Origin of the sequence: Arthrobacter sp. SLBN-53, from assembly GCF_006715585.1 — a bacterium.
Lineage (GTDB): Bacteria > Actinomycetota > Actinomycetes > Mycobacteriales > Mycobacteriaceae > Mycobacterium > Mycobacterium neoaurum_A.
The window spans coordinates 437,142-454,853 of record NZ_VFNN01000001.1; the positions used below are offsets into that span (position 1 = coordinate 437,142).

Below are 17,712 nucleotides of genomic sequence, written 5' to 3' on the forward strand. Positions count from 1 at the left end.
CGAGTCCATGCCGACTGCCACAGGGCCCGAGACGCGACCCGGCCCGCTCCAGTACATCGCCTACTGCTACGGCAAGACGCTTCCCGCTCCCATGCGGCAGTGGGTCGCCGAGGATCTGGCCGGACCCGGCGCCACGGTGCGCATGATGGCCAGGGTGGCGGTTCCGGCCGTCGCCATCCTGGCTCCCATCTGGTTCATCCCGATGTCGCTGTACCTGCACGTCAGCATGACCCTGCCGATCTTCATCCCGTTCGTGTTCTTCTCACACGCGCTCAACAAGGTCTGGCGTCGGCACATGCTCGCCAAGCACGGGCTGAACCCCAACCTGGTCGACGCCCTGTCCCGCCAGCGCAATGCGCACAAACACCGGGCCTACGAGGAGCGTTACGGGCCACGGTCGGGTCCCGCGGGCAGTCACGACATCTGATGCCCGGGCACACTCGCCGTCGGTCCGCTCTGCACCACCCGCCGCCGGGTGGCACCCCACAGGCCGACACCGATGCCGACAACCGCGCCGCCGAGACCGATGATCCGCTGGGACTGCGGCATCTGATGGTGAACTCCGGCGCCACCGAGCAGGTCGGCGGCGTCGGCCCCGCCGGACGCGTGGGGGCACCTCCCGCTCGCGGGGGAAAACCACCCGCGGGTGTTCCTACCGCGGACACCGGCGGCCAGCAAGAATCCCCCGATCAACGCATCGCGGTATCCCATCGACCGCAACAACAGCTGGGCGGTGGCGTCGGGGCTATCGGGCGAGCCCCACAGCCGGTTCGCGCGTAGTGGATCCACCAAAAACGAGATGCCCGAAGCCATCCGCAATCCTCCGACTGCCACGGCCGCACCGTCGATAGACATGGCAGCCTAGGTCCGGGCTCGGCCGGTCGGGTGCAATCGGCCCAACTCGCCTCCGGTCGCGATCCCGCACCGCGATAATCGAATGGTCCGCAGAGGCTCGACGAGGAGCAGATAGATGGCCAGCAGCGCCGACACCACATCCGAAGAGCAGTTCTCCCAGGATGTGGCCGCCACCCAGGAGTACTTCGACAGCCCGCGCTTCGACGGCATCACCCGGCTGTACTCGGCCCGCCAGGTCGCCGAACAGCGGGGCACCATTCCCTCGGACTATCCGGTGGCGCGCGAGGCGGCCACGGCGTTCTATCCACGACTGCGGGAACTCTTCGAGCAGAAGAAGAGCATCACCACCTTCGGGCCCTACTCTCCCGGCCAGGCCGTGACCATGAAGCGGATGGGGATCGAGGGCATCTATCTCGGCGGTTGGGCGACCTCGGCGAAGGGGTCGATCAGCGAGGACCCCGGACCAGATCTGGCCAGCTACCCGCTCAGTCAGGTACCCGACGAGGCGGCCGGACTTGTCCGCGCGCTGCTGACCGCCGACCGCAACCAGCAGTACCTGCGGTTGAAGATGACCCCCGAGCAACGTGCCGCGCAACCGCCCATCGACTACCGGCCGTTCATCATCGCCGACGCCGATACCGGCCACGGCGGAGATCCGCACGTACGCAACCTGATTCGGCGATTTGTCGAATCAGGCGTCCCCGGCTATCACATCGAGGACCAGCGGCCTGGCACCAAGAAGTGCGGACACCAGGGCGGCAAGGTGCTGGTCCCGTCGGACGAACAGATCAAGCGGCTCAACACCGCCCGCTTCCAGTTGGACATCATGCGGGTGCCCGGCATCATCGTCGCGCGCACCGATGCCGAGGCCGCCAACCTGATCGACAGCCGTGCCGACGAGCGTGATCAACCGTTCCTACTCGGGGCGACCAATGTGAAAATCCCGCCGTACAAGGCCTGCTTCCTGGCGATCACCCGGCGCTTCCACACCCTCGGGATCACCGAACTCAACGGTCATCTGCTCTATGCGTTGCCCGAGGGTGAATACGCGGCGGCCGAATCCTGGCTGGAACGCCAGGGTCTGCTCGACGCGGTGTCCAGGGCAGCCGAGTCCTACCGGCCCGGCCAGTCCGTCGATGCCCTGTTCGACGAGGTGGAATCACAATTCGTCCAGGCGTGGCAGGACGATGCGGGGTTGGAGACCTACGGCGATGCCGTGGCCGAACTGTTGGAATTCCGCGAGCGCGAAGGCGAACGCGCGGACATGAGTGCCGCCGACTGGCGGGAGTTCGCCAAGACCGCCTCGCTGTACGCCGCACGTGAGAAGGCGAAATCCCTCGGTGCGGACGTGGTGTGGGACCCCGAACGAGTGAAGACACCGGAGGGCTACTACCAGATCCGCGGCGGCATTCCCTACGCGATCGCCAAATCGCTTGCCGCGGCACCATTTGCCGACATCCTATGGATGGAGACGAAGACCGCCGACCTTGCCGACGCCCGCGAGTTCGCCCACGCGATCCATGCGGTGTACCCGGACAAGATGCTGGCCTACAACCTTTCACCGTCCTTCAACTGGGACACCACCGGTATGAGCGATGACGAGATGCGGGCTTTCCCCGAGGAGATCGGCAAGCTCGGCTTCGTGTTCAACTTCATGACCTACGGCGGACATCAGATCGACGGGGTGGCCGCCGAGGAATTCGCGACCGCGTTGCTCCAGGACGGCATGTTGTCCCTGGCCCGACTGCAGCGCAAGATGCGCCTGGTCGAATCGCCTTATCGCACACCGCAAACCCTCGTCGGTGGTCCGCGCAGCGATGCCGCGCTCGCCGCATCGTCGGGGCGTACCGCGACGACCAAGTCGATGGGCAAGGGATCTACCCAACACCAGCACCTCGTGCAGACCGAGGTGCCCAAGAAGCTGCTGGAAGAGTGGCTGACCATCTGGGGCGAGCACTATCAGCTCAGCGAGACCCTGCGGGTCCAGCTGCGGCCGCGTCGCGCCGGATCCGATGTGCTGGAGCTCGGCATCTACGGCGACGGGGAAGAGAAGGTCGCCGACGTCATCGTCGATCCGATCAAGGACCGGCACGGCCGCAGCATCCTGACGGTGCGCGACCAGAACACCTACGCCGAGAAACTGCGCAAGAAGCGCCTGATGGACGTGATCCATCTGTGGCTCATCCACCGCTTCAAGCCCGAGATCGTGTACTACGTGACGCCCACCGAGGACAACATCTACCAAACCGAGAAGCTGAAGAAGCACGGCCTGTTCAGCAACGTGTATCAGGAGGTCGGTGAGATCATCGTCGCCGACGTCAACCAGGCGCGTATCGACGAGTTGTTGTCTGCCGACCGCGCCGCACTGGGCCGGCTGATCCGCAAGGAGGATTAACCGAGCGCCTTGCGAGCGGGGCCGAGGTTCAACAGCACCGTCTCGCCGGTGCCGGCCTCGGCACCATCGTTGTCGGTGACGACATAGAGGTTCCCGTTGCCGGCGATCGCGAAGCCCTCCACCTTTTCCTGGATGAATCCCTTGGTGGCCGCCAGATCGGGAACTAGGTCGCGGGCGAGTGTCTTGGGCAGCACCGGCGGCTCGGCGGTACCGACCGCGCCGGGCCCGGCGGGCAGCTCGACCCGGTAGATGGCCTTCACCCGGGCTTCGGGACCGGTGCGGTTGTCGCGCTCGAGGACCAGCAACGCCCCGTCGTGTACGACGATCTCGGACAGGCTCATCCGATCCCCGTCGGCCTCGATCGGCTCCAGCCGGTAGCCGAACCAGTCCCACTGCCGGTTCGCCGGGGTGTACCTGCCCAGTCGCACGACTCCCGGTGGATCACCGGCGATCTCGCGCTGCAGGGTCACCCAGATCGTCTCACCGTCGATCGCCACCCCCTCCAGGCCCTGACCGGCCAGGCCCGCGGCGACCTCGGCGGGCAGGCGCACGTGATCCTTGATGGCACCGTCCGGTGCGACATTGACCAACTCGTTGCCGCCACCATCGGGCCCCTCGACGGCCAGCACATAGCCGTCGGGACGTACCACCAGGCCCTCGATGTCCAGGGTCGCCGGTGATCCGTTCTCGGTGATGGGCAGTTCGCTGTCGATCAACGCGGGTGTCTTGGACAGGTCGATGCTCAGCACACGTGCCGGTCCGTACGCGCCGTCGGTCGCGGTGAACAGCCGGTCCGCAGCGGCCGGGTCGGCCGCCAGCGCACCGAGCGCGCCCCAGCCGATGGGCGTTCCGTCGAGGTCGCCGGAGACGACGGACGGGAACAGGGGCCTGCCGGCATCGATGCCCGCGTACGCACCGCCGTACCCGAAGATCGTGATCGCCGAACGCACGCCGTCATCGGCATGATCTGCCTCCGAAGAGACCACCAGCAGATTGCGCGAAGGGATCGCCAGGATGCCCTCCGGGTTGGCCGTGGTGGGCAGGATCTGGCGGAACGCCGGGGCCTTCGGGTCACTGACGTCATAGCCGGCGACGAAGTTGCTCCGCTCGGAGGCCACCAACACCATCGGCCGACCGCCGATCTCGGTGCTGATCAGGCCCTCTGGTTCGGAGCCCCTCGATTCGGCCCGCGATTCCACGTGCATTCCGGTGCGGACCGCGAGCTCTTCCAGCGAATTGCCGGCATCCCAGGTGATCTCGCCGGTGGCGGCGTCGAACACCGTCCAGCCTCTGGTACCGCCCTTCCAGTCACCCTCGTTGGCCGTGGCGACATGATCGTCACCGATCCAGCCGATGGCGTCCGGTTCGCGCGGCACCGCTGCGATCGAGCCGCTCTGGTCGACGCTGCCGTCCTCGTGAGTGTCGATACCCTCGACGGCCTGGGTGCCCGCGCTGAAGATCGAGGAGACAGCACCGGTGTTCCCGTCGATGATGGCGATGCCATTGTTCTCCTGCAGCGTCACCGCGACCTGTCCGCGCGCGTTGATGCTGACGTACTCCGGTTCGAGATCCTCCGGTGTGTCCAGACCGGCGGCGCGGGCCCGCTCGATATCGAAGTCCACCCGGCGGGACCGCCACTGGGCGGGCCCACCTTCGAGGGTCAACAACTGGAGGAATCCGGTCGGCGGCTGCGGGAGGTCACCTTCGGCACCACCGGGTGGCGCAGTCTCTTCGTCACGCTGGTTCTCCATGGCGATGGCCGCAAAGCTGCCGTCCGGGCTCAGCGCGATCGAATCGGGCTGTCCACCGAGATCGATACTGCGCACCCGGGTCCGGTCGGCGACCCGGATGACGTCCACCCGTCCCGACGGTGTGGTGAGGTCCGTTCCGGTGCCGTCGACGACCACCAGCACGAACTCCCCCACCGCGGTGATCGATGTCGGCCGGTCGTCGGCACGTCCGAGCGATCGGAGTGAAATGGTGCCTTCACCAACGGGGTTGAGGGGATCGCTGATGTCGACGAAGCCAATGCGCTTGGCCGCGGCATCGGTGTAGATGACGGTGTTGCCGTCGGCGCCGGCGGTGCAGATCTCGGCCGCGGTCTCGGCCGCCGGGTCCGCGCCCGCCGGCCGGTTCAGATACACCGGATAGGTCGCCAGCCGGTGGTACCGCTCCGATTCCGGCAAGGCGAAGTTGATCGGCGAGGTGGCGCGTTGCGCCTGCGGACCGAGTCGGCCGTGATCATCGGGTCCCGAGTCGGTGGAGCACGCTGCGACGAGGACGGTGACTGCCGCGACGAGGGCGGTGGCCCGGAACAGACCGGACGTGGTCATGGGCCCCCCGTGTTCGATTCGGTGCCAAGCGATCGTGACACCGCCGGACGTAGGTCCAGTGTCACTCAGCAGGCCAACGAGAAAGGGCCGACCCTTGTTCCGCGGGTCGGCCCTTCTCACATACGCGATCGGTCAGACGACGTTGCCGCCGACGTTGCCCGGGCCGCCGCCGGGGCTGCCGCCCTGGCCGGGATTGCCGTTGGACTGGCCGCCGTTGCCGCCGTTGCCGCCGAATCCACCGAAGTTGCCGTTACCGCCGTTGCCGCCGCTGCCGCCGTTGCCACTGTTGAAGCCGCCGTCACCGACGCCGTTACCACCGTCGCCGCCGCGTCCGCCGCCGGTCAGGATGCCCCGGCCGTTACCGCCCTGACCGCCGGCGCCGCCGGTGCCGCCTTCGTCGTTCTTGGTGCCGTTGCCGCCGTCGCCACCGCGACCACCGCCGAAGAGCACCAGGCCGCTGCCACCGCCGCTGCCGCCGGCACCACCGGTTCCGGCACCGGTCTGCGATGTCCCGTTACCGCCGTTGCCGCCGCGCCCGCCCCCGCCGACGATCGCGTTGCCACCGCCGCTGCCGCCGGCACCACCGGTGGCGTTACCGGACGTTGCCGTCGCGTCACCGCCGGTGCCGCCGTCGCCGGCGAATCCGAGTTCGACCACACCACCGGTACCACCGGCACCTCCGACGGCCGAACCGGTCTCGGACGCGGTCGCCGAGCCACCGTTGCCACCGCGCCCGGGCGCGTACAGACCCTGGCCACCGTCACCGCCGGCACCACCGGTGGCGGTCCCACCGATGACATCTTCGGTTCCGGTCGCGCTGCCTCCGGCGCCACCGCCGCCACCGGCACCGAGGATGCCTGCGGTACCGCCGTCGCCGCCGGCACCGCCGACCGCGTTCAGGCCTTCCGCACTGCCGCCGTCACCACCGGCACCGCCGTTGCCGACGAGCAGGCCCGCCTGTCCGCCGGCGCCACCGGCACCGCCGACCGCGCCGGTATTGGCGAGATCACCGTTACCGCCGCGACCACCATCACCGAAGATCAGGCCACCGCGCCCGCCGTCGCCACCGTTGATCGCGCCAATACCGTCGCCGCCGCGCCCGCCGTTACCCAGCAACCCGGCGTGACCGCCGTTGCCGCCGCCGAGGCCGCCGTCGCCGCCGCTGCCGAGCAGACCGCCCTGGCCGCCGTCGGCGCCCAATCCACCGGCGCCACCGTTGCCGAAGAGCAAACCGCCCCGACCACCGTTGACACCGGCCGTGACCGAGGTGAATCCGTTGCCGATGAGCAGGCCGCCGTCGGGGTTGGCCGCGTCACCGTTGCGGACGAAGAAGCTGATCACCGGGATACGGCCGCCGATATCACCGAGCAACCCGGCGATGGCGCCGGGCAGATCGCCGAGATTGGTCTGCGCGACCTGCAGGGAGCCGTCCGCCGCCGCGATCATCATGGTGACCGGCGTGTCACGGTCTCCACCGGTGCGTGCGACGGCGTCTGCCAACACCTCAGGCGTGAACTCGGGCGCCACCGAACGCGCGGAGTCACCGGGCGCGGCGGAGAAATCGTCGGCACCGTTGTCGGTGGGAACGAACGTGATCAGGGTGCCACCGGCATCAGCGGCGGCCGGGGCGCCGGCATCCTGGGCGCCGGCACCGACCTGCGCACCGTAGAGCGCATTGGGGGCCGGGGCGGGCAGCACCGCGGTCGCAGCGGCCAGCACCGGTTGCGCGTGCACGATGTGCGGGGCCGCGACGGTTGCCGCGCCCGCAAGTTCCGCGCGCTCACCGTCCACCGAGACGACGGCCACCCCCGTTGTCGCCAAAACACCCGCTGCCAATGCCGAAAAGACTGTGCTGGGCACGTTTCCCACCGAAGCTCCTTAAGCTGACACAATTTGCCGCGAGCAGTATGTCAGACATGCGCTTAGAAAACTCTCAGTTTGCGACACATCGCGCGAACGTGTTCTGTCGAGCGCCACACGTCGGCCATTGACCGTTCATTTGTCCGGCGTCATCGCGCCAACCCTGTACCGAATCCCCTCGGCCTCATTTTGCTGATCCACGCGAGGCGACCACGGTGCCCGTCCGATACATCGGTTGCTGCTCAATCAACGTGACGCGGCAGCCGGCGCCGGGTCGAGGTCCTGTCGGGCGAACTCGACGGGTCAGTTCATCGACATTGCCGTGATCCACCCGACACCGGGTTTAAGGTGCATTCCGTGAGCAAGTTCGCGTTAGCCGGCAACCGTGGCAGGTGGCTCGCGCTCACGATGTCGGTGGCGGTGTCGGCGACCGTGGTCATCGTCCAGAACGGTGCACCTCCGGCGCACCTCTCGGACCCCGAGCACGGGGCGGCAGCCGGTGCGAACCCGACGCCACCGCCCTCCTCCTCGGCCCCACCCGGACAGAGCGCCACCGAGGCCGAGTTGCTGGCCGCGACCGCCCCGGTCGAACCTCGGGTTCTCGACTTCCCGTTGGCCTCCGGCGTTGCGCCGGAGGCGGGCTTGCAGGCGAAGACGATCTGGGTGGCCCGGGCCATCAGCATGATGTACCCGGAGATCACGACCATCGGTGGCTACCGGCAGGATCCGCTGAAATGGCATCCCAACGGTTTGGCGATCGATGTGATGATTCCCGACCACAACAGCGAGCAGGGTATCGAGTTGGGCAACCAGATCGCCGGACTCGCGCTGGCCAACGCCGAACGCTGGGGTGTCATCCACGTGATCTGGCGGCAGGGCTTTTATCCCGGCATCGGCGCGCCCAGCTGGACGGCCGACTACGGTTCGGAAACCCTGAACCATTTCGATCACGTCCACATCGCCACCGATGGCGGCGGCTATCCCACCGGCGACGAGTCCTACTACCTGGGCTCGATGAAACCCTGACCGCTCAGACCGCGATCGACGCCGGGCACTGTGTCGCGGCGGCCGCGCTCGGGTCTCCGCACACCGCGACCATCGTGATCAGCTGATCCGGGTCATACGGAGTGAAATCGGGTGCGGCGGGCGGCCACAGCGGGAAGATGCTGGCACCGGTGACCCCGGTGATCCGCGCGACGATCTGCGCGGCGAAGTTGGTCACCACGTAGCCGAGGTCGCCGATGAACTCGACGGGACCGACGGCCGCACCGGCCAGGAAGCTGACCAGGAAGATGTTCTGCCCGGCAACCGCTTTCAGTCCACCGACGATGCCGTCGACGATATCGACCAGGAAGTAGGGGATGGAGGCGAAGATGGTGCGGATCCCCAGCGCCACATCGGTGGCGATGTCCGGGTAGCCGTTCATGCCGATGATGTCCTGCAGGGCAGCGCGCAAGGCACCGTCGTTGTCGATCGGTCGGACATTGTTGGTGAGCTCGGTCATCGAGGTGCCGTCGCTACCCGGTCGGACGGTGCCGCCGAACAACGTGACAACGGTCGGGGTGACATCGACGATTTCGTACTGCAGGTTGATCAGGCCGTTCCCCGGGCTCGATCCGCCGAATCCTTCACCACGCACGATGACGAAAGTGCCTGTCTCGTCCGGGGATTGGAAACCGTGGCCGAGCCCTCGCTGCGGCTGATGACCATGGTCGGTGACCAGGATGACCGTCCATGTCTCACCGTTGGCGGCCTCCCAGTCACGCACCTGCTGCATGATCGCACCCAGGTTGCGGTCGAAGTTCAGCAGCGCATCGGTGTACTCCTGCGAGCCGCCGCCGTAGGCGTGGCCGGCCTCGTCGACACCGACGAAATAGCTGAAGACGAAGTTGGCGACATCGCGGTCGGCGGCGGCGATGGTGGCACCGGTGACCGAACCGACCAGATCGTCGGACGCCGCCCAACTGGACTCCGGGCCGATGTAGTGAACGGTGTCGGCCCGATTGGCGCCTGCCGCGGCGATGGCCGCGATGACGTCCCAGTTGGCGATGGCCGTGGTCTGGATAGAGTCGCCGTGTGCACCCTCGAGCTGGTTGAACACCGTCGGGTAGTTGTCATAGGTCCAGGGCGTGAAGATGTTGTTGATCACCCCGGTCCGCTCACCCCAGAACCCGGTCAGGATGGAAGTCCACGACGGATTCGAGATGGTCGTGTGTCCCACGATGCTCGACGGCGCGGTGGTGCTCTCCTGGATCAGCGTGAAGAAGTTGGCGTTGGCGGGATCGGACAGCACCTTGCTGAGATTCGTGCCGTCCACCCCGATCAGCAGGACGTTTTTGCTCTCCGGCGATGCCGCCGTCGCTGCCGCCGGAGAGGCGTTGCGGCGCATCGAGTTACGTTCCAGCTCGTCGCGCACGGCCGCCAGTGCGGCGACGGCCACCGCGGCCTGCAACGGCGGTTGCTCCGGATCGGTCTCGACGAGCGGTTGCCCGATGGCCGCCGAGGCGAGCTCGGTCGGCGTCGTGGCGGCACCGGCACCGAGGACCGGCTGGGCGGCCTCGGCGACGGTGGCCGGCGCCCCGGTCGGTGACAACCGGTCTGCGGTCACGACCGGCGAGGTGCTCGACATGGTGCCCGGCTGCTCGATACCGGTCTGTCGGGCGGTGCTGCGGTCGGTGCCCGATTGCGTGTCGGAGCCGGGGGCCTCGGCGGCGCGGGTGGTGGTACGGCGCTCCAGAACGCCCGATGTCCCGGCCTGACGGGCCGATTTCCTGGTGGTCTTCTTCGTGTCCGGCGCGGCGTCGGATTCCTCGGCGCCCGCCTGCCCCGATGTGTCGGTCGGGTCCGTCGGACCTGGATCTGTGCCCGACGGAGCAGTCGATCCCCCCGCGGTGGGTGACGTGGCAGGGCTTGTGTCGGAAGGTGACGTCTCCGAGGAACTCGACGTCGACGACCCGGCAGAGGAGGACGAACTTGTGCCCGAGGATGACGAGGAAGACGAGGAAGACGAGGAAGCGGAAGACGTGCTCGATGACGTGTCACCCGAGACATCGGCCGACGCCGCCGGCGCCCACCCCACCGCGACACCGACCCCCAATGTGACCGCCAACGCCCCCACTCGTCCGATGTGCGCGGCATATCCCATGAGAGTCCCTTCCGAAGCGATACCGATGCACCGCACCGAATCCGCAGCACGGGCGTGCCGATGACGGCCGCTTGCTATGGTCGCCACATCGTCGTCACACGCTGCTCGGTGAAGCTGCATCGCAAATTACGCGAACGACACCGCCCGACGGCCGGGAATGCGCGACTTGGCCGGGACGTGTCGGTGGCGGTGGCTGTCGCCGCGGCGATGACGGTGCTGACATCGACGGTCGCCTGCGCGCACCCTCGGCCGCCGGCCGAGAATCCGGCCGCCACCGCACCGACCGTTGCGTCGCAGCCACGTCCGGCACCGGCAGCTCCCGCACAGCCACGGCTGGCGGCCGATCCGGCTCAGATCGCCGATGAGCTGGTCGCCGACGAACGGGTGCTGCGTGACGCCGGCGCATCGGAGCAGGTGCTGCAGAACGCGGCGCGCCGCCAACAGATGGCCTATCGAACCATCGGCAGGCGTCCGGACTGGGATGCGATCGTTCGCCCACGCATCGCGGCGGAGTTTGTCGCGGTCTACGACCTGAACATCACCGCACGCCGCCATCTGGACGCGTTGCTCACCACGGAGGCCAACGCAACCCTGCCGGCCTGGCGGATCGTCGCGCCAGAGCCCGCCGATGAACTGCTCGACCATTACCGGGCGGCCCAGGCCACCTCGGGCGTGGGCTGGAATTACCTGGCCGCGGTCAACCTGGTCGAGACCCGGCTCGGCAGCATCACCGGCACCAGCAGCGCCGGTGCACAGGGACCCATGCAGTTCATACCGTCGACGTTCGCCGCGCACGGCGCCGGCGGAGACATCAACGACCCGCGCGACGCGATTCTGGCCGCGGGCCGCTATCTGGCCGTCAACGGCTTCGTCGACGATCCCGATCATGCGCTGTTCCGCTACAACAACTCCGATGACTACGTGGCGGCCGTCAAGGCCTACGCGGCGGTACTCGCCGCCGATCCACGCGCCTTCGCCGGCTTCTACCGATGGGAGGTGTACTACCGGACCACGGCCGGCGACGTCTTGCTCCCGGTCGGTTACCGACGACTCTCCCCTGTTCCGGCCGTCGAGTACATCGCGGCGCATCCACAGTGACACCGGCGCTGACGAATCCCGTTGCGTCGCAGAGGAGGACAGGATGACACATCTGCGAGTGGACCTGCTGGTCATCGGATTCGGCAAGGGCGGCAAGACCTTGGCCGCGATCCTCGGCAACCAGGGCCGCAGCGTGGTCCTGGTCGAACAGTCCCCGGCGATGTACGGCGGCACCTGCATCAACGTGGGGTGCGTGCCGACCAAATCGATGGTCTATCGCAGTGAGCAACGTCGCCCGGGCGAGGACGGCGTCACCGCTCACGCCGTCGCGGTAACGGCCACGCAGGCCCTGACCGCGGATCTGCGCGCGGTCAACCACGGGATGTTCGATCTCATTCCCAGCGTCAGGGTGCTGACCGGCAAAGCTGTTTTCACCGGGCCCGATTCGGTATCGGTGGGCACCGCCGACGGTGCGGTGACCGTGTCGGCCGCCGCCACCGTGATCGACACCGGTTCGGTGCCGGTGGTTCCCGACATCCCGGGTCTTCGCGAATGCCCGGTTGCCGTCACCAGCGCCGCAATGCTCTCCGGCGTCCCACGATCGGATCGGCTGGTGGTGCTCGGCGGTGGGTACATCGGACTGGAGTTCGCATCGATGATGGCGGGCTTCGGCACCGAAGTGACAGTCCTGGAACACCATTCGCAGATCCTCCGATTCGAGGACGACGATGTCGCCGCGTCGGCGCGCGATCTGTTGGAGCGGCGCGGGGTGCGGATCGTCACCGGGGCGGCCATCCATGAGGTCAGCACTGTGGCAGGCGGGGCGCGGGTGAGCTATTCGGTCGACGGCCGCACCACCGCCGCGGACGGTGACACCATCCTGGTCGCCCTGGGTCGGGTTCCCGACACCGCGGGCCTCGGCCTCGACACGGCCGGGATACGCACCGCTGCCAATGGCGCCGTCGCGGTCGACGAGTTCCTGCGCACCAGCGCGCCCAACGTGTATGCCGTCGGAGATGTCAACGGTGGCCCACAATTCACCTATATCTCCCTGGACGATCACCGCATAGTGCTCGACCAGCTGTCGGGTGTCGCTCGGCCACGCTCCACGGCCCAGCGCACGGCCGTACCCAACTGTCTGTTCCTGACGCCGCCGCTGGCGCGCGTCGGGGTGACCGAGCGCGAGGCACGCCAGGCCGGTCGAGCCGTTCGGGTGGCGGTCAGTCCGGTGGCGAAGCTGGCGACGGTGCCGCGGGCCCGCATCGTCGGTGAGACCGCGGGCCTGATGAAACTGGTGGTCGACGCCGAGACCGACCTGATCCTCGGCGCGGCGCTGCTGTGCCATGACGCGCACGAGATCATCAATCTGGTGTCATTTGCGATGCGGCACCGGATTACCGCCACCGCCATGCGGGAGGGGATGTACACCCACCCGTCGATGTCCGAATTCTTCAATCAGCTGCTGGGAATGCTGCGTTGAACCGCACCGATCGATGATGACGGTTACGCGGCGACGATCGGACCGGGTCGCGCGTCGGCATGCTCGCCCTGCGCAGCGCTCAGCAACGGGGCACAGACCGCGCAAGCCTGCGGACCGATCACCGGATAGCCGCAACCCGGACACAAACCGAGCCGCCGCTCCCCTGCATTAGTCATCGGACTCCCTTTCGCCGACGCACGCGTACCCCGTGCACGCATATTTCACGCAACGACCGTCAATATTTTCGCTCCGCGTCCGAGTCCTCGTTTTGTGCACCTGTCCGGCACATATTCGGGGTGGCATCGGCGCGCCGGAGAGATTTTCGCACGGCGAGGACGCGAAAATACAACTGTGGTTGATGATGCGAATGTGGCCGACGGTGCAAACGTGGCCGACGGTGCGACTGTGACCAGTGACACCACTGAGACCAATGACACCAATATGGCTGAGGGGTCAACTGTGGCTAAGCCGCCGCCGGCGACCTCGGACCCACAGTCCGCGGGCCCGGGCGATCCGCCCGCCACCGAGTCCACACCGGCCGACGCGAAGACCACCGCACAAGATCCTCGACAGGGCGCTCGAGGATGGTCGATGCCGAAGAATCCGGTGACCCGGCGGCATGTCGACACTGCAGGCCGGCTGGCCCGCAGCGCGGGAACTGTCCTGCTCACGGCGGCCCACGCGGTGGCCACATCCGGTGCCCACGTCGCACGCGCCACGAGCCGGGCAGTCGGTTCCGTGCCGCCGGCGCTGCGCACCATGGCGGTGCTGGCCGCACTGATGCTGCTCGGCATCGTGGGTTCGATCGCCTGGCAGGGCACAGCAGGCCTGCTCTGCTCGGTGGTCGTGATTCCGGTGTGCGCCATCGCACTCGGCGCGCTCGGCCATCGCCGGTACGGCAGCGGCCACTCCCGGGCCGACCACACCGTGCAGGCCGCGACAGCCGCTCCGGTGGCCTCCGAGAAAGACCTGCAGCGTGCGGTGGACTATGTCGACCACAAGCTCACGCTGGCGCTGAACTCCTTCGGCGCCGAACGCCAGCAGGCGGCGATGATCGCACTGTTCCAGGCCAAGACCGCCCTCGAACTCACCCTCGGCACCGAGCAGACCGAGACGACGTCCATCGACGCACTGCTGCTCCCCGACGAGTCCGCGGCCCGCCCGCGCATCCGCGCCGGCGCCAAAACCGCCCTGCGGGAGAGCAGTTCGTTGGCGGCCTCGTGAACGGCCAGGTAGCCCATATCGAAGACGACTACACCCTGGTCATCAACCGGGGTTCGCAGGCCGGGGTGACGGCGGGCATGGTGTTCGCGGTCCACTCGGAGTTCGGCCAGGTGATCACCGACCCCGAGTCCGGACGCGAGCTGGGCCGTCTCACGCGGGAAAAGCTACGCGTCAAGGTGTTCGACGTGCAGCCGCTCTTCGCGCGGGCCCACACCGTCGCGCGCACCGACGACATCCATGGCCTGTTCCAGGCGACGGCCGTGGTCACCATCGATGTCGGTGACACCGTCGAACTGGTCCACGGCGAGGCCGGCCTCGCCGAGAGCGGCTAGCTCCGCGCACGGGCCCGGTCAATCGAGACCGCGCGCAATCAGCGCCTCGTTGAAATCATCGGCGGCCTGCAAGGCCCCCACGATGATCGGGACGAACACGATCCGCGGGGTGACGCGCAGGCCACGGGCGCGCCGCGCCTCGTCGACGCGGGCGATGATGTCGACAAGCAAGGGGATCGACCGGATCGTCAGTGCCAGGGCCAGAGCCACCTGTCGGACCGGGAAACCGAACCGTGCCAGCGGTGCCATCGCCCGCATCGCCGCATCCAGCATCGCCGTCGTCCGGGTGGTCAGGGTCACCATCGCCGCCGAGGCCACGGCGAGCAGCAACACCCCGCACACCACCAGCGCCCGGCGCCAGTCGGTGAGCACGATCTGCAGAACGAAGATGAAGCCCACCACCCAGAGCACCTGGCGCAGTTGCGCGATCAGCGACCAGACCGACAGCCGCGCCGATACGGCGGCCACCAGCAGTGCGACGGTGGCCACGGCCAGCTCCATCGGGGAGTTCACCACGATGGTCATCACGATGATCACCGCGCCCAGGCCGACCAGCTTCACCCCGGCCGGGGATCGGTGCAGCCATGATGTCCCCGGCCGGTAATCGCCAAGCACGCTCACCCCATCAACCGCCGGTACACCGCGAGCGCTGCGGCAGGTTCGTCATCGGCCACCACCCGGCCCTCGTCCAGCACGATCACCCGATCGGCGTCCTCGATGAGGTCCAGGTCATGGGTGACAACGATCAACTGGGTGTCCAATTCGGCGAAGGCGGTGCGGAGCATCCGCGCGTTGCGCATATCCAACAGCGTGGTCGGCTCGTCGGCGACCACCACCGTCGGCTCGGTGACCAACACGGTGGCCAGCGCCAACAACTGCTTCTGTCCGCCCGAGAGCAGGTGCGCGGGCTGGTCGGCATGCCCGGACAGTCCGAACCTCTCGAGCACCTCGGCCACCCGCGCCGCCTTGGCGGCCCGGTCCATCGACAGGCGCGACAGCGAGAGCTCGACGTCCTCGCCCACGGTCGGCATCAGGATCTGGCGGTCGGGGTCGGTGAACACGAACCCCACCAGGCGGCGCACCTGTTTGACCGAGCGCCTGGTGTCCAGACCGCGCACCCGCACCACGCCGGTGTCGGGTATCACCAGCCCGTTGAGCAACCGGGCCAGCGTCGACTTGCCGCTTCCGTTGGCTCCGACGATGCCGACGCGGCGCTCGCCGATGGTCAGCGTGATGTTGCGCAACACCGTGCGCTCCCCGAATGCGTGCGAGACGCCGTCGAGGACAATGGGCTCCTCGGTCACGCTGTGTCCGTCCCCGTCTAGGCCCGCGCGGTCCGCCACGGGGTGATCAGCCCGGGACGCGCGCGATGGACCTGTGCGGCGACGACACCGCACAACACCGCCTTGGCGATATCGCCGGGCACATAGATGCCGTTGGTGGACAGCGCGGCCCACCAGGACAGGTCGGTCCGCAGCATCAGGCCCGCGGTGCCGAACAGATAGATGACCGCCATTCCGCCGACGATGTTGATGCCGATACCCCACAGCGTCCGGTAGCGCGGCATCATCAGCGCGGTCAGCGCTCCGATCACGATGACGGCGGGCAGCCAGCCGACGAAGAATCCGGCCGTCGGCGACGACAGTGACACCAGCCCGGTACGGCCACCGGCCAGGATCGGTAACCCTGCGATGGCCAGCACGGCGAACAACCCGACCGCCAACGCGCCCTTTCGTGGTCCCAGGATGGATCCGGCCAACATCACACCCAGGGTCTGCAACGTGATGGGTACACCCGTCGGCCCGAGCGTCAGCGTGCCGGGCAGACCCAGCGCGGCCAATAGACCAGCGAAAACTGCGGCCTGGGTCAGGTCGGCGGACTCGATGCGTCCGAACCGACGCGACCGGGAGGTCTGTGCACTCACGGAGGAATTATGGTCGACACCAGGAAGTGATTGACGACTCCCCCGACTGGGTACCGGTGATCTTGAAAACCGGATGTGCCGGTCGCCCGGAGGAGACGCACACACATGCTCGATATCAGCCCGGTGACGTGGGGCCTGACGATAGCCGTGATCATCGTCCTGCTCGCCGTCGACCTCCTCCTGGCCGCGCTGCGACCGCACCGGGTCGGTTTCAAGGAGGCCACCGCGTGGTCGGTGTTCTACATCCTGGTGGCCGTGGCGTTCGGAGTCTGGTTCGCCATGACCTACGGCGGTGACGCCGGCACCGAGTACTTCGCGGGCTACCTGGTCGAGAAGAGCCTTTCGGTGGACAACCTGTTCGTCTTCGTCATCATCATGACGACGTTCGCCGTCCCCGAGGAGCACCAGCACAAAGTGCTGACCTTCGGCATCATCCTGGCGTTGATCATGCGCGCCATCTTCATCGCGCTCGGCGCGACGCTACTGTCGCTGTTCTCGTTCATGTTCCTGGTCTTCGGCCTGCTGCTCATCTACACCGCCATCCAGCTGTTTCGGCACCGCGACGAGGATCCCGACGTCGAGAACAACTTCGTGGTCCGCGCGACGCGCCGCTTCGTGCCGGTGACCGACGACTATGACGGCGGAAAGCTGTTCACCCGGGCCCAGGGCCGCCGGATGGCGACGCCGATGCTGGCGGTGCTGATCGCGATCGGCAGCGTCGATCTGCTGTTCGCGCTGGACTCCATCCCCGCGGTCTTCGGCATCACCAGCGAGGCCTATATCGTCTTCGCCGCCAACGCCTTCGCACTGCTGGGGCTACGCGCGCTGTTCTTCCTCGTGAAGGGGCTGCTCGACCGGTTGGTGTACCTGTCCACCGGACTGTCGATCATCTTGGCCTTCATCGGCGTGAAGCTCGTCCTGCACTGGGGTCATGTCGACATCAACCCCAGCATTCCCGAGATCGACACCTACGTGAGCCTGGCCGTGATCATCGTCATCCTGACGATCGTGACCGTCGCCAGCCTCATCAAGACACGCAAGGATCCCGACGCGAAGGCGCACCCCGGTTCGCTGCGGGCCAGCCCGCATCGGCCGGAAGAGCGCACCGATGGCGCGTAGATTGAGC

Annotated in this window: 16 protein-coding genes; 9 read left to right on the top strand and 7 right to left on the bottom strand. The window is 67.6% G+C overall.

All coding sequences use genetic code 11. The features are described from left to right. Positions 1–7 precede the first annotated feature (7 nt). Positions 8–427: a DUF5313 domain-containing protein gene (locus tag FBY28_RS02155; protein WP_141863928.1), complete on the top strand. Its 420-nt coding sequence runs from the start codon at positions 8–10 to the stop codon at positions 425–427. On the opposite strand, the gene FBY28_RS02160 is transcribed toward FBY28_RS02155, so the two are convergent. Continuing rightward, positions 415–813 (bottom strand): DUF4267 domain-containing protein, encoded by a 399-nt coding sequence (locus tag FBY28_RS02160; protein WP_286177653.1) that lies wholly within the window; start codon positions 811–813, stop codon positions 415–417. The genes FBY28_RS02155 and FBY28_RS02160 overlap by 13 nt on opposite strands. A gap of 157 nt (positions 814–970) precedes the next feature. Between FBY28_RS02160 and aceA the strand changes: the two genes are divergently transcribed. After that, a complete protein-coding gene (aceA, locus tag FBY28_RS02165) occupies positions 971–3,250 on the top strand; it encodes an isocitrate lyase ICL2 (protein ID WP_141863932.1) in 2,280 nt (759 codons plus the stop codon). On the opposite strand, the gene FBY28_RS02170 is transcribed toward aceA, so the two are convergent. Continuing rightward, the gene (locus FBY28_RS02170) at positions 3,247–5,583 is read right to left on the bottom strand and encodes an esterase-like activity of phytase family protein (protein ID WP_141863934.1); all 2,337 of its coding nucleotides are present in this window, start codon (positions 5,581–5,583) and stop codon (positions 3,247–3,249) included. The genes aceA and FBY28_RS02170 overlap by 4 nt on opposite strands. A gap of 132 nt (positions 5,584–5,715) precedes the next feature. Then, complete coding sequence (locus FBY28_RS02175; protein ID WP_141863936.1) at positions 5,716–7,443, bottom strand: hypothetical protein; 1,728 nt, start codon at positions 7,441–7,443, stop codon at positions 5,716–5,718. A gap of 357 nt (positions 7,444–7,800) precedes the next feature. On the opposite strand from FBY28_RS02175, the gene FBY28_RS02180 reads away from it, so the two are divergent. Further along, on the top strand, positions 7,801–8,469 hold the full coding sequence (locus FBY28_RS02180) for a VldE C-terminal domain-containing protein (protein ID WP_216847447.1): 669 nt from the start codon (positions 7,801–7,803) through the stop codon (positions 8,467–8,469). A gap of 4 nt (positions 8,470–8,473) precedes the next feature. Here the strand turns inward: FBY28_RS02180 and FBY28_RS02185 are convergent, their stop codons facing one another. Further along, the gene (locus tag FBY28_RS02185; protein WP_216847448.1) at positions 8,474–10,072 is read right to left on the bottom strand and encodes an alkaline phosphatase family protein; all 1,599 of its coding nucleotides are present in this window, start codon (positions 10,070–10,072) and stop codon (positions 8,474–8,476) included. A gap of 271 nt (positions 10,073–10,343) precedes the next feature. Between FBY28_RS02185 and FBY28_RS02190 the strand changes: the two genes are divergently transcribed. From FBY28_RS02190 to FBY28_RS02210, 5 genes are all read left to right on the top strand, one after another. Next, complete coding sequence (locus FBY28_RS02190; RefSeq protein ID WP_141863938.1) at positions 10,344–10,652, top strand: hypothetical protein; 309 nt, start codon at positions 10,344–10,346, stop codon at positions 10,650–10,652. Positions 10,653–10,771: 119 nt separating this feature from the next. Then, complete coding sequence (locus FBY28_RS02195; protein WP_286177654.1) at positions 10,772–11,686, top strand: lytic transglycosylase domain-containing protein; 915 nt, start codon at positions 10,772–10,774, stop codon at positions 11,684–11,686. A gap of 43 nt (positions 11,687–11,729) precedes the next feature. Next, positions 11,730–13,106, top strand: a complete 1,377-nt coding sequence (locus FBY28_RS02200; protein ID WP_141863940.1) for an FAD-dependent oxidoreductase — start codon at positions 11,730–11,732, stop codon at positions 13,104–13,106. Positions 13,107–13,697: 591 nt separating this feature from the next. Beyond that, positions 13,698–14,330 (top strand): hypothetical protein, encoded by a 633-nt coding sequence (locus tag FBY28_RS02205; RefSeq protein WP_141863942.1) that lies wholly within the window; start codon positions 13,698–13,700, stop codon positions 14,328–14,330. Next, complete coding sequence (locus FBY28_RS02210; RefSeq protein WP_141863944.1) at positions 14,327–14,662, top strand: hypothetical protein; 336 nt, start codon at positions 14,327–14,329, stop codon at positions 14,660–14,662. Before FBY28_RS02205 ends, FBY28_RS02210 begins: the two co-directional genes overlap by 4 nt. Positions 14,663–14,680: 18 nt before the next feature. Here the strand turns inward: FBY28_RS02210 and FBY28_RS02215 are convergent, their stop codons facing one another. Genes FBY28_RS02215 through FBY28_RS02225 form a run of 3 tightly spaced genes read right to left on the bottom strand, consistent with a single transcriptional unit; the run spans position 14,681 to position 16,586 of the window. Continuing rightward, positions 14,681–15,283 (bottom strand): energy-coupling factor transporter transmembrane component T family protein, encoded by a 603-nt coding sequence (locus FBY28_RS02215; protein WP_141863946.1) that lies wholly within the window; start codon positions 15,281–15,283, stop codon positions 14,681–14,683. Next, entirely contained in the window at positions 15,280–15,966 is a 687-nt protein-coding gene (locus FBY28_RS02220) for an energy-coupling factor ABC transporter ATP-binding protein (protein ID WP_141863948.1), read from the bottom strand. Before FBY28_RS02220 ends, FBY28_RS02215 begins: the two co-directional genes overlap by 4 nt. Positions 15,967–15,983: 17 nt before the next feature. Beyond that, the gene (locus FBY28_RS02225; protein WP_141863950.1) at positions 15,984–16,586 is read right to left on the bottom strand and encodes a biotin transporter BioY; all 603 of its coding nucleotides are present in this window, start codon (positions 16,584–16,586) and stop codon (positions 15,984–15,986) included. Between the two features lie 105 nt (positions 16,587–16,691). On the opposite strand from FBY28_RS02225, the gene FBY28_RS02230 reads away from it, so the two are divergent. After that, positions 16,692–17,705 (top strand): TerC family protein, encoded by a 1,014-nt coding sequence (locus tag FBY28_RS02230; protein ID WP_141863952.1) that lies wholly within the window; start codon positions 16,692–16,694, stop codon positions 17,703–17,705. Positions 17,706–17,712: the final 7 nt, after the last annotated feature.

What these genes read in the sequence shown, in the direction of transcription:
- FBY28_RS02230 (WP_141863952.1), top strand. Translation starts at nt 16,692, where the DNA reads ATGCTCGATATCAGCCCGGTGACGTGGGGCCTGACGATAGCCGTGATC.
- FBY28_RS02170 (WP_141863934.1), bottom strand. Translation starts at nt 5,583, where the DNA reads ATGACCACGTCCGGTCTGTTCCGGGCCACCGCCCTCGTCGCGGCAGTC.
- aceA (WP_141863932.1), top strand. Translation starts at nt 971, where the DNA reads ATGGCCAGCAGCGCCGACACCACATCCGAAGAGCAGTTCTCCCAGGAT.
- FBY28_RS02155 (WP_141863928.1), top strand. Translation starts at nt 8, where the DNA reads ATGCCGACTGCCACAGGGCCCGAGACGCGACCCGGCCCGCTCCAGTAC.
- FBY28_RS02200 (WP_141863940.1), top strand. Translation starts at nt 11,730, where the DNA reads ATGACACATCTGCGAGTGGACCTGCTGGTCATCGGATTCGGCAAGGGC.
- FBY28_RS02160 (WP_286177653.1), bottom strand. Translation starts at nt 813, where the DNA reads ATGGCTTCGGGCATCTCGTTTTTGGTGGATCCACTACGCGCGAACCGG.
- FBY28_RS02185 (WP_216847448.1), bottom strand. Translation starts at nt 10,072, where the DNA reads ATGTCGAGCACCTCGCCGGTCGTGACCGCAGACCGGTTGTCACCGACC.
- FBY28_RS02205 (WP_141863942.1), top strand. Translation starts at nt 13,698, where the DNA reads ATGCCGAAGAATCCGGTGACCCGGCGGCATGTCGACACTGCAGGCCGG.